Source organism: Persicobacter diffluens, from assembly GCF_036244895.1.
In the GTDB taxonomy this organism is placed as follows: domain Bacteria; phylum Bacteroidota; class Bacteroidia; order Cytophagales; family Cyclobacteriaceae; genus Persicobacter; species Persicobacter diffluens.
In genome coordinates, this window is sequence record NZ_BQKE01000002.1 from 1,444,653 (window position 1) to 1,455,463 (window position 10,811).

The window sequence follows — 10,811 nt, forward strand, 5'->3', positions numbered from 1 at the left end:
CATGGAGACGGGAGCCTGCTCCCACTCCAATTTTTTGGGGATTTCAATTGAATCGCATGCGATATTTTTTAATCATAGGATCATTGTTATGGTCAACTTCGGTATGGAGTCAGTCCCTGAAAAGGACGTTGAATGCCAACCGGGAGGCATTTAGGGAGGAGATGTTGCAGGAGCTTAAAGCAACTGATTTTTCTGATCCATGGATAAATAAAGTGCTTTGGGCCATTCCGGCCTTTAATCTATATGAGCGAGGGGCGGAGGAAACCTTTCGGGCACTCATTGGAAAATATAAGACCCTTGAGGCTCAGCGGCGTTATCATTTTTTATTAGCGTTTTATGACCGATCGGATTTTTTAACTGGTGAACAATTAAGCCAGATGCTCGATACTGAAATTGATGTCAAGTGTAGGGCCTTAATTTATGCCTGTTTATTCCAGCGGTCGCTATGCCCAAAAATCAGGGATGTAGGGCCTTATGAAAAAGTTTTAAATACGCTGGTCAATGAGACTTATTATGATCGGCTTCAGAATAACGACATTTTCAAGGTCCTCCGGTTATTGAACCGGGAACAATTGAATCTGGTGGCTTTTGTGGATCCGGATCGCAATCAAATAGGGAGTATTCAGGTGTTGCAAAAGGATGGCCGCCTTTCGGAAAATGTTTATCCTTTTCTTTTCAGGGCGGCATCAAATGCACCTTCCTGTTTTACCAACGGAAATACCCCGACCGGCTTTTTTAAAATTCGTGGGACCGGAAATTCCGATAATCCTTTTATAGGGCCCTCAACAACCATTGAGACATATCTTATTGGGGAATATCCAGATGATCCCGATTGGCAAACCATAAAGGATTATGATCGGTTAGTTCCTGAACATTTAAGGGGGAACGAGATGCTGTACCAGGCCTTTTATGCCGGACAGCTCCAACGGTCAGAAATAATTATCCATGGGTCTACCATTGATCCTACTTTTTTTCGGAATACCGATTTTTATCCTTTCACGCCTTCATTAGGCTGTATGACGGCTAAGGAAATCTGGGATCCTGAAGCTGGCAATCTATTGGTGAGCAGTCAATTAGATTTAATTAAAGCGACAGAAGTTGATGGCCGTCCATGGGGATTTTTATTAATAGTTAACAAAGAACTTAATTAATCATACCGCAAAAAGTGGTTTAAATTTTTTATTATGAACAGATTATTTAACGTAATGATGCTGTTAGTCGCCGGACTAATGGTATTTACTTCCTGTAAAAAAGATGATGATAATACCGTGGTGTCAGAGGCCAAAATGCTGGCTTTTGCGATCACTGATGCAGGAGCAGATAAAGATTTAAAAATTGATGGAGATATTTCAGAAGCGGAAGGTGTAGTATCAGTGGTGGTCCCTTTCGAAACAGATTTGACTGCATTGACTACTGAGATATCAGTAAATGAGGGGTCAACTGTGATTCCAGGTTCAGGAACGACTTTGGATTTCTCCGATTCCCGTAATTTTATTGTCAAGAATGGTGACCTGACTAAAACTTATGCGGTTACTGTAAGCAAAGCGGAAGCCACTGAAGGAAGCCTGGTTAGTTTAACCATGGTTTCTAGCACAGCGGTGGAGTATGCTACCGAAATTAACTTAGTAGACAAAACAGTGGAGGTGCTTATTTTTGAAGGTTTCAGCCAGGTAGTTAAAGTGGGTGAAATTGAGGTCGCTCCCGTGGGGGCAACCCATGAATTGGCGGGCGCTGATGAAGATGGATTCGTGGATTTGACAGAGGGGGCTACCCTTACTGTTAATTATGCCGGCGAGGCGGTAGATTACGCTTTAACTTCCAAGGTGGTAAACACCGGAGCGGACTTCTCAAACCCAACGATCATCACAAACCTAAGTGGAAAAGCAAATGCAGTACCTCAGGAAATCGATGACAATAATTCCAGAGATGCGCATTATCATAATGGAGTGGTTTTCGCTCCAAGTAGAAAAGGCGGAAATTATGTATACTATTGGAATGCTTCGGATTTAGCGATTGGTACTAATGGCGCAAACCAACTGGATTTAGATGGCATGGATTTCTCTGATGTGAACTGGACCGTTTCTTCGGTATATCCGGTTAATGGACATGTTTATGTGGCATCAATGGCGATGGATAAAGATAAGAAGTTGAAAGTTTGGTATTTTGAAAATACAACAGCAACCGGGGAATTGGTATTGGATTATACCATCGCTGATCCTGAGGGTACTTCAACTGCTGTAAGATTAGGGGATGCTTTCTCTGGTGCACTGGATGCTAACGGTAATGGTAAGTTCTATTTCTCTAACTTCCCCTTCGGAAATAATAACAATCAATTCTATACTTTTGAGGTTACGGGACATACGACAGTAGATGCAACACCAGAGGTGATCGAAATTGGTCTTGAGAGTGGTAAATGGATTGGTCAGTACGGGCGATTAAATGTTACTCCAGAAGCTGGACATTTTACCACATCAGGAGCAGACATGGGCATCGCGCTTGTAGGAGAGAATGGTCAAGTGATTTTTGAAGTGAATTCTGATGTAATTCAGGGAAGAGCCCAGGATCCACATATTGTTGAATTCAATCAATCACGTTACTTAACCTATACCGTTAACCGTGAGTGGGAAGCTGGTGGTACATTTTTGGAAATTGTAGATATTTCTGAAGGAGCATCAATCGAGGCTGCTTTTAGAGGTTTAAATGGTAATAATATTGCAGAAAAGACCGTTTATCGTATTGATATTGGTGGTTCTGTTGCCGATGGTTGGGTTTCGGCCACTTCTTCTGTAAATATTGTAGATGGAAAATTGGAAGTTTTCGCATTCTCGACTCTGAATGGTTTTGCTATTCACCAATTTGGTGCGGAGCAATAATTAAATATTTAATCTCCCCCGATCTTTCTTAGGACGGGGGCTTTTTTTCTTTTTTATATGAGACGTCACTTTTTCTTTCTTTTCTGGGCTTTGGCAGTATTTGGTTGTAAAAAAGATGATCCAGCATCTTCAGCTAAAGAAATAATTAGCATTTCGATAGAGGAAGATGCTACATCTACTATTAGTTATTATGAAAGCGAGCAATTATATACCGTCTTCATTGAAGATGGAATTGGACTGGGCAGTTTAACACCATTTTTTGAATTGTCTCCCCAGGCAACTATCGATCCCGCTAATGGTAAAACGGTTAACTTATCTACTAGCTTGCCTTACATAGTTACTGCGGAGGATGGCAGTACCGCCATCTATCAGGTCAAGGCACTCAACAGGGGAGAGAGTATTGTTCATGTCGATTTTAAAGAAGTGACGCCATTAAGCCAGCATTCGGCAGAAAATACCTATCAGGTGGAAATACCTTTTTTGATCGGAAATAGCCTGACGTCCCTAACACCTGTAATTACTTTAGCTCCCGGAGCGGAGATGATTACCGATATTACTCGGCCGATGGATTTTACCAGCCCTCAGGAAATTGTAATTAAGTCTGCAGAAGGAAAAGACCAAAAAATTAATTTAACAGTCCAGTATGGCGGTGAAAGCCTGAATACCTTAGAGGATCCAACTTTACCTGAAATTTATGTGGAGGGTAAGGTTAATAATGATAATACAGTGACCTTGAAAGTTCCCTTTGGAACAAATATTAATGCGCTTCAATTTTCAGCAGTAATACCGGAGACGGCCAGTATTTTACCCGATTTGGCTATGGAACAAGACTTTTCTTCCCCAGTAACGTATACTGTATTTGCTCAAAATGGAGAAGAAGAAACTTATGTGGTACAGGTAGAGGAGCAAGCGCAAGAAGAAGCGATACGGGCGGTTTGGGTGCCGGATCCGGCGTATTCCGTTGATATCAGAAATTATGAGAATATCAAAGCAATGGTGAATCTGTTGGATGAACTAAACTTCAATACCATTTATCTGGCCACCTATGTAAGAGCGTCTACCGCTTTTAAAAGTCAGGTACTTTTAGAAAATTCTAACTATTCAAATGTTGAGGAGGGTTGGTTCTATAAGAATTATAATTATGTAAGCCCGACCAACGATCCTGTGCGTGACCTGATTGATGAGGCGCATAAGAAAAATATAAAAGTCATCTTTTGGTTTGAGTATGGATTCATGGCAAGCCATAATGCACCTGATGCTACTCACCCTATTTTTGCCGTACATCCCGAATGGGAAGGTAAGGCAAATGATGGTTCTTTCTCGAACTATAATGATTCAGATTACTACTTCAATGGTTATGATCCGGAAGTGCAACAGTTTTTGCTGGACATGATTGTGGAATCTTTGGACTTATATCCGGATGTGGATGGTATTCAGGGAGATGATAGAATGCCAGCTATGCCCGCCAATTCGGGTTATGATGAATATACAGTAGCAAAATATAAAGCAGAGCATGGAGGTGATGAGCCCCCACAGAATTATGCAGACAATGCCTGGAAACAATGGCGATTGGATATTCTAAACGAATTTGCCAGGGAGTTGTATCAAACCGTAAAAGCAAAATCAAATGATTATTTAGTATGTGCTTCTCCTAATCCTTACCCATGGTGTGAGAAAAATTTAATGCAAAGTTGGCCAACCTGGCTATCCGATGGAGTAGTAGATGTTTTAAGCGTTCAATGCTATCGAACAGACTTGGTCGCTTATAAGACGACCCTGGATGAAGCCCAGAGATATGTGGAGAGCAGTACAGGTTTAAATGTGTTAAACCCCGGTATTATTTTGAAAGCAGGAAGTAATATTATGGAGGAGGAAACTCTGGTTGGACAATTAAAATTTAACCGGGAAGTCGGAACTAATGGTGAATCTCAGTTTTACAATGAGGGATTGAAGGAGCCGTATGTTCAGAAAGTGTTCCGAGCATTCTATCCCGGCAAGGCAATTTTTCCATACTAATTAAAATGGGCCGGTTTTGCCGGCCTTTTTGCTTTATGAAAAAGTATCTTTTTTTATTGATATTCCTTTGTGCTAAAGTTTACGGACAGCCATTGGATAGCTTGAAATTTGTAGCAGTCGATTCCTTTTTATTGTTGGGAAAAATCACGGATCAGACCGAGACGCCATTTGAACGGCTACCCGCAAAGCTAAAAGGAGTCAGCAGACCTGAAGTGTGGGATCTGGGAAAAAACACAAGTGGCTTGGCTTTGCGCTTTGCCTCTGATGCCACCGCTTTTGGCTTGGAGTGGGAGGTTTTGAATGATCGGGTATTTAACCATATGTCCTATACGGGAATAAAAGGTTTCGATTTATATGTATGGGACGAGGGGAGATGGATGTTTTTAAATTCTGGAAGGCCGACTGGTAAGCTTTCTAAAGTAATGGTCGAACAAGATTTAGCAACCAATGGCATGAGGGAATATCTCTTGCACTTTCCTTTGTATGATGGACTGCAAAACTTGAAAATTGGGATTAATGCTGAGGCAAAAATTCGAAGACCGAAGGAAGAAATCATTCAACAGGAAGCTCCTGTCATTTTTTACGGGACGAGTATCACGCAGGGGGCATGCGCCTCCCGGCCAGGCATGGCTTATCCCAATATTATCAGACGGGAGTTAAACCGGGAAATTTATAATCTGGGTTTTAGTGGAAATGGGAAGTTGGATTTGGAAATAGCGGAATTGATCGCTCAAAAAGCAGCGGCTGCCATTGTGATCGATTGTGTTCCCAATTGTACGCCCACTGATATTAATGATCGCTTGTTTAGATTCGTGGAAATCATCAAATCCAAACAGCCGGAAACGCCGATTATTTTTGTGGAGAATGTGATTTATCCTCCAATGCAATTTAAGCCTACACTTTCTGAATGGGTAGCCGCGAAGAATGAGGCTTATTTAAATCAGTATAAACGTATTCAAAAAGCCTGGCCACAAGCCGAATTCAAATATCTAAAAGCAAATACTTTATTGAAAGGGGATATGGAGCATTCCGTTGATGGGATTCATTTGACGGATTATGGTTTCATGCAATTGAGTGAGCGATTGTTGGAGGTGATACAAAGTACAAGCGAAGATATTTAACCTGAATTATTCACCGTCAGTTTTAGGTAGTTTCTTTAATTGGTTAATTATCAGTATAGTACATTCGTTTCGGCTGATTTTTTAATAGCCTAAATTTGGGCAAGCTTGCTTTCTCCTCATTCATCTGCTTTCTACGGAAAAAACTCGAAATAGAAAACTATTCCTTCATTTTTCTCGCCTTGCAGCTAAATGAGGATTGGTGCATGAATAATCCGGGTTAAGTACTGATGTTTAGCTTGCGGTGAAAGATGAATCATTTCAGGAGTAAATAATTGAGGCAAATGTCAAAAATGGGATTCCCGATGATCTGATAATTTAATTCATCCAAGCTTTCCAAAAATTTCCCTATTTTGCCGCTATGACTAAAATCGACAATAGCAGTATTTCCCTGAAAGTGATTCGGCAGAATCCAATGTATACCTACTTATTGGTCTTGTCTATGGCTGCAGCAGCAGGCTTTCAGGGCTGGCGTACCTTATTTAATAATTTTGCGGTAGATGAAATTGGCCTGAATGGTTTTAATGTCGGCTTTGTTCAGTCGGTAAGGGAGATTCCCGGTTTTCTTTCGATGTTGGTGGTATATCTGTTGCTGGTTTTTAAAGAACATCGGTTGAGCGCCTATTCGGTGATGTTTTTGGGCTTAGGAGTCGCCCTGACGGGTTTATTCCCCTCTTATTTTGGTCTGGCCACCACGACGATGATTATGTCTATCGGTTTTCATTATTTTGAAACGACTAATCAGTCTTTAACCCTTCAGTATTTCAGTCATCAGCAGGCACCGATTGTTTTTGCACAGATCAGGTCGATTACCGCAGTTTCTAATATCGGGGTCGGGGCTTTAATCTTTGGGATGTCCGCATACTTCACTTATCAACAGCAATATATCGTACTGGGCGCCTTTGCCATCATCATTGGAGCCTGGGCCTTGAGTCGAAATCCGGCTGATGATTCTAAGCCCGCCCAGCATAAGAAGTTACTTATCCGAAAAAAGTATTGGTTATTCTATATGTTGAATTTCCTGAGTGGCGCCCGTCGACAGATTTTCGTAGTATTCGCGGTTTTTTTATTGGTGAAGAAATACGAGTTTTCTATACAGGAAATCACCATCCTTTTTGTAGCGAATAATATCATTGCTTATTTTTTTAATCCGCTCATCGCTAAGGCAATTAACCGTTTTGGAGAACGGAAAGTATTGTCCATGGAATATGCTTCCCTGTTTTTAATTTTTATTGCTTATGCGACTGTGGAAAACCGCTGGATAGTGGCAGGCCTATACATCCTCGATCATATTTTCTTTAATTTCTCAATAGCGATTAAAACATTTTTCCAAAAGACTGCCGATCCTAAAGATATCGCGCCTTCCATGGCGATGGCTTTCACCATAAATCATATTGCAGCAGTTGTGATTCCGGTTGTTGGTGGGGCGCTGTGGTTGTTAAATTGGAAGATACCCTTTATATCTGCGGCGATTTTATGCTTATGTTCGCTGTACTTTGCTCAGCGGATTCGCATTCCTGGTCGGGAAGTGTCGGTTGAATGTCCAATAGAAAAGGAAGTCTCGAATTAATTCTTAGCAAGTCATTTTGCGGACATATCCCAATCAGGTATGGTGATAGTTTTGAACATTCAAAACACGATGCGTGGTTTGATAGATCATTCAATCAAATAAATCCCAAATTTTTGACTTATGAATCAGAAGTTATTTCTTATGGCCCTGTTGGCGTTATTTATGGTAGCCTGTCAGGAAGAGAAAAGTGAAAATAATGCGCAAGCAGAGGTAAAAGCACAGCAAGAGGTGCCAGATGCCCAAACCCAGGACCTTACGAAATTAGGGGTTGAAGAGAAGACCCTTGGCAAAGGATTAATGGTTGGGGATGACGCACCGGAGATTGCAGGTAAGGATCAAAATGGTAATGAAGTGTCATTGCATGAAATGTTAAAATCAGGGCCTGTGGCCGTGGTATTTTACCGCGGCTATTGGTGTCCGGTTTGTAATCGTGAGCTTAAAGGTTTGCAGGAAAATTTAGATCAGATTACTGCAGCTGGAGGCCAATTGCTGGTAGTTTCACCGGAACAGTTGAAGGGTGCGCAGAAAATTTCGGAAAAAGTGGGGGCGAGTTTCTCCATTATCCCCAATGCGACTCAGACGGTGGCAGATTATAAAGTGGGCTTTGAGGTAACAGAGGCCTATCAACAAATGATTCGCGAAAAATTGTCGGAAGATATCGCTCAAAACAATGGGTCGGACAAAGCGATATTGCCGGTTCCGGCGACTTTTGTTGTAGGGCAGGATGGAAAAGTGATCTACCGTCAGTACGATGTGAATTACAAACAACGTGCTTCTGCAGCTGATATTGCAGCGGCGATGAAAGGATAATATTTACGCTTGATAAATATGTAGGGATATAAGGTCAGCTTGATAAGAGCTGACCTTTTTGTATGTCACTTGGGTACTGTTCTAATGCTAAAGCTTGGGTAAAAAGGGGATTTTCTAAATTTGCTAGATTGACAATAATGCCATCTTTCGAGCGTATGTTCTTACTCCTTTTTTGCTGACAAGCTATATGTTGAAAATTGAATTATTTCGTTATCTGCTTTGTAGAAGTCAAGATTTGAGCGCGTGTTTATAAACCTACCATCCGGCTGCAGATTCGATTTATTGGAAGCCTTTCCAGATTCCTGCTCAACAATAGCGATGCTATGCTCTTAAACCAATCGGGTATCGCTTCTGCAAAAATTAAATTTTCGCTGCGATTTTTGGCTTTTTAACACGCTGTAAACGAGTTTTCAAGCATGTTAATCCAAGTTAATGTTGCTTGGAAATGAAGTCCTACTTTTATGGAAGAATGGTTAAATACAAATGTGCGGTTATTGGCCTACCGTTAAATCCTCGTTTTCTGTCGTTCGTTTTAAAATATTCTAACATAAAAGTGTGAGAAAAAAAGGTGTCCCTTTAGGGGTATCTGCCTTAATGTTAAGAGTTTGGGTTGCGCGGCGATTTTTGAGTGAAAAAAGTCATTATAATTACATTAGATATTAAGGGTGGGATTAGGCGTTTTGAATGCTATATTGTTGGATAATGCGCCTTGTTAATCTGTTTCTCATCTCATTTGTGGTTTTGCGCAAAAGGAAGATTGTGGTTTTTTCTGTGTCCTGCACTTTTCTGATTGATTGAAGGACTAATTAAAAATTATTATCATGAAAAAACTTTTCTTCTTTTTCGCATTGGCTATGGTAGCAATGGCCTGTAACAAATCAGATGACACAGTAGTAACTGATCCTATTGAGGAAGCACAAAAGCAATTAAGCGAAATTTACCTTTACAATGCTTCAGAATTGCGTGAAGTAAAAGGGACTGAGTATGAAGTGATCGGAATGGTGACTCCTACGGCTGTTCATATTACTTCAATGATCAATGAAACGACTTTCGAAGGTGAATTGGAAATTAATGGTAAGGAGCCTAAAGGTGACGAAAACATTGGTTACAAAGTTACAAAAGGGGTGTTTAACATGGATGACTTGAACTTCTATCAAGTAAATGAAGTGTTGGAAGTATCTCCGGCTGATGAGGCGGAGTTGCCTCTTCCTACTCAATTATACATTGTACCTTTGGTTCCTAATCCAGAGCAATAATCAAAAATTAGAGATAATTGGAGGATAGTAAATTTGCCGGTCAAGGCCAGGCAATATGTTTTCCAATTAGTCCAATCTAAAAACCGCTTCGTGCGGTTTTTTTTTTATTTCCTGTATTCCGTGTTTAAATCCGGAAGAAGCGAAATTTTAAGTACAGTTCGGGCGTTTTTTTACCGTTAGAGCCGCCGGTTTTGCTTCCATAATTTCAGAACTATTTGAGATTACTTCGCTAAGGTGATTTATTGATCATTATTGATAGCCGCCAAGCGTGGGGCTGTTATTCAGGAAGTTGAAAAACAAACCCTCAATAATGGATGATACGGGCTGGGGAATGGAAATTAGCGTTATTTATTACGCATTAATTTAGGGATGATTATTGATAAATATTTCCAATAATTTATCCTGCCTGCCCATTCCTAACCCCGTTAATAATGATTAATTTTTTTCTTAAATAGTGGAATCGTATATCGTCTTTAATTTTCTAAAAAGCATAGACTAGCTATTCCTCATTTGATCATTGTTTCGTGAAAAATTCCATATCCTCTCCTCTGGATCTAGCCTCTTTTACCTCGGCTTGTAAATTTTCAGGTAAAGTGTCCATTGGCATCATGTATCCATCAATCATCACGAAATCGTTAAAAGGGTTTTGTGCTTCCATTTGAGCAGTTGAAAATTCCGGATCAAATTGCCTCATCTTAAACATTTCTTTTATTTGTTTAGATTTGGTGGAAACGGTGGAGCTTTTAGTTCCGAAGAATTCATGGATTTGATCGGCAGTAACATAAGGCTCGGAGGATTTGTCAAACAGGAAATTGACGAAGCCAATGGCATTGACCACTGCGGCACCCCATATTTCCAATTTTCCTCTTTTAAAAGGAACCTCTCTTTTTCGACCCATTTTTTTAATTAACTTTTCGCATAGTTGAGCATAATCCTCATTCAGCTTCTCTGTGCAAAAAGTTCGGGTCATTTCAATGAGTTGTGCTTCTTTTTGTTTTATTTCTTCCTTGTTCATTTACGGTGATTTTTGAGCGCTGATTTTTTTTCAAAAATAGGTATTCTGGAGAAAAAGGGAAGGATTTTATAAATTATCATTTCGGATATCGTTTAACACCGTTTTTTGAAGGCAGGCCAGGTGATTTGTAGGGACTATTGGAAGAATCAATTG

8 protein-coding genes are annotated in these 10,811 nt (G+C 40.4%); 7 read left to right on the forward strand and 1 reads right to left on the reverse strand.

The window, feature by feature from the left end; genetic code table 11:
• Positions 1-56: 56 nt before the first annotated feature.
• From AAA970_RS19385 to AAA970_RS19415, 7 genes are all read left to right on the forward strand, one after another.
• Positions 57-1,151: a hypothetical protein gene (locus tag AAA970_RS19385; protein WP_338238548.1), complete on the forward strand. Its 1,095-nt coding sequence runs from the start codon at positions 57-59 to the stop codon at positions 1,149-1,151.
• A 33-nt stretch (positions 1,152-1,184) separates the two neighbouring features.
• Positions 1,185-2,873, forward strand: a complete 1,689-nt coding sequence (locus tag AAA970_RS19390; RefSeq protein WP_338238549.1) for a DUF4623 domain-containing protein — start codon at positions 1,185-1,187, stop codon at positions 2,871-2,873.
• A 57-nt stretch (positions 2,874-2,930) separates the two neighbouring features.
• Entirely contained in the window at positions 2,931-4,889 is a 1,959-nt protein-coding gene (locus tag AAA970_RS19395; RefSeq protein ID WP_338238550.1) for a family 10 glycosylhydrolase, read from the forward strand.
• A gap of 35 nt (positions 4,890-4,924) precedes the next feature.
• A complete protein-coding gene (locus tag AAA970_RS19400) occupies positions 4,925-6,010 on the forward strand; it encodes an SGNH/GDSL hydrolase family protein (protein ID WP_338238551.1) in 1,086 nt (361 codons plus the stop codon).
• Between the two features lie 358 nt (positions 6,011-6,368).
• Positions 6,369-7,577 carry an MFS transporter gene (locus tag AAA970_RS19405; protein WP_338238552.1) on the forward strand — a complete coding sequence of 403 codons (1,209 nt, stop codon included), beginning with the start codon at positions 6,369-6,371 and terminating at the stop codon, positions 7,575-7,577.
• Between the two features lie 120 nt (positions 7,578-7,697).
• Positions 7,698-8,387: a peroxiredoxin-like family protein gene (locus AAA970_RS19410; protein ID WP_338238553.1), complete on the forward strand. Its 690-nt coding sequence runs from the start codon at positions 7,698-7,700 to the stop codon at positions 8,385-8,387.
• Between the two features lie 821 nt (positions 8,388-9,208).
• Positions 9,209-9,643, forward strand: coding sequence for a hypothetical protein (locus AAA970_RS19415; RefSeq protein WP_338238554.1), 435 nt, complete (start codon positions 9,209-9,211; stop codon positions 9,641-9,643).
• A 514-nt stretch (positions 9,644-10,157) separates the two neighbouring features.
• On the opposite strand, the gene AAA970_RS19420 is transcribed toward AAA970_RS19415, so the two are convergent.
• Entirely contained in the window at positions 10,158-10,658 is a 501-nt protein-coding gene (locus AAA970_RS19420) for a DUF6398 domain-containing protein (protein WP_338238555.1), read from the reverse strand.
• Between the last annotated feature and the right edge of the window lie 153 nt (positions 10,659-10,811).

Excerpts from the sequence above, each read along its gene's own strand:
- AAA970_RS19385 (WP_338238548.1), top strand. The coding sequence starts at position 57 with ATGCGATATTTTTTAATCATAGGATCATTGTTATGGTCAACTTCGGTA.
- AAA970_RS19390 (WP_338238549.1), top strand. The coding sequence starts at position 1,185 with ATGAACAGATTATTTAACGTAATGATGCTGTTAGTCGCCGGACTAATG.
- AAA970_RS19395 (WP_338238550.1), top strand. The coding sequence starts at position 2,931 with ATGAGACGTCACTTTTTCTTTCTTTTCTGGGCTTTGGCAGTATTTGGT.
- AAA970_RS19400 (WP_338238551.1), top strand. The coding sequence starts at position 4,925 with ATGAAAAAGTATCTTTTTTTATTGATATTCCTTTGTGCTAAAGTTTAC.
- AAA970_RS19405 (WP_338238552.1), top strand. The coding sequence starts at position 6,369 with ATGACTAAAATCGACAATAGCAGTATTTCCCTGAAAGTGATTCGGCAG.
- AAA970_RS19410 (WP_338238553.1), top strand. The coding sequence starts at position 7,698 with ATGAATCAGAAGTTATTTCTTATGGCCCTGTTGGCGTTATTTATGGTA.
- AAA970_RS19415 (WP_338238554.1), top strand. The coding sequence starts at position 9,209 with ATGAAAAAACTTTTCTTCTTTTTCGCATTGGCTATGGTAGCAATGGCC.
- AAA970_RS19420 (WP_338238555.1), bottom strand. The coding sequence starts at position 10,658 with ATGAACAAGGAAGAAATAAAACAAAAAGAAGCACAACTCATTGAAATG.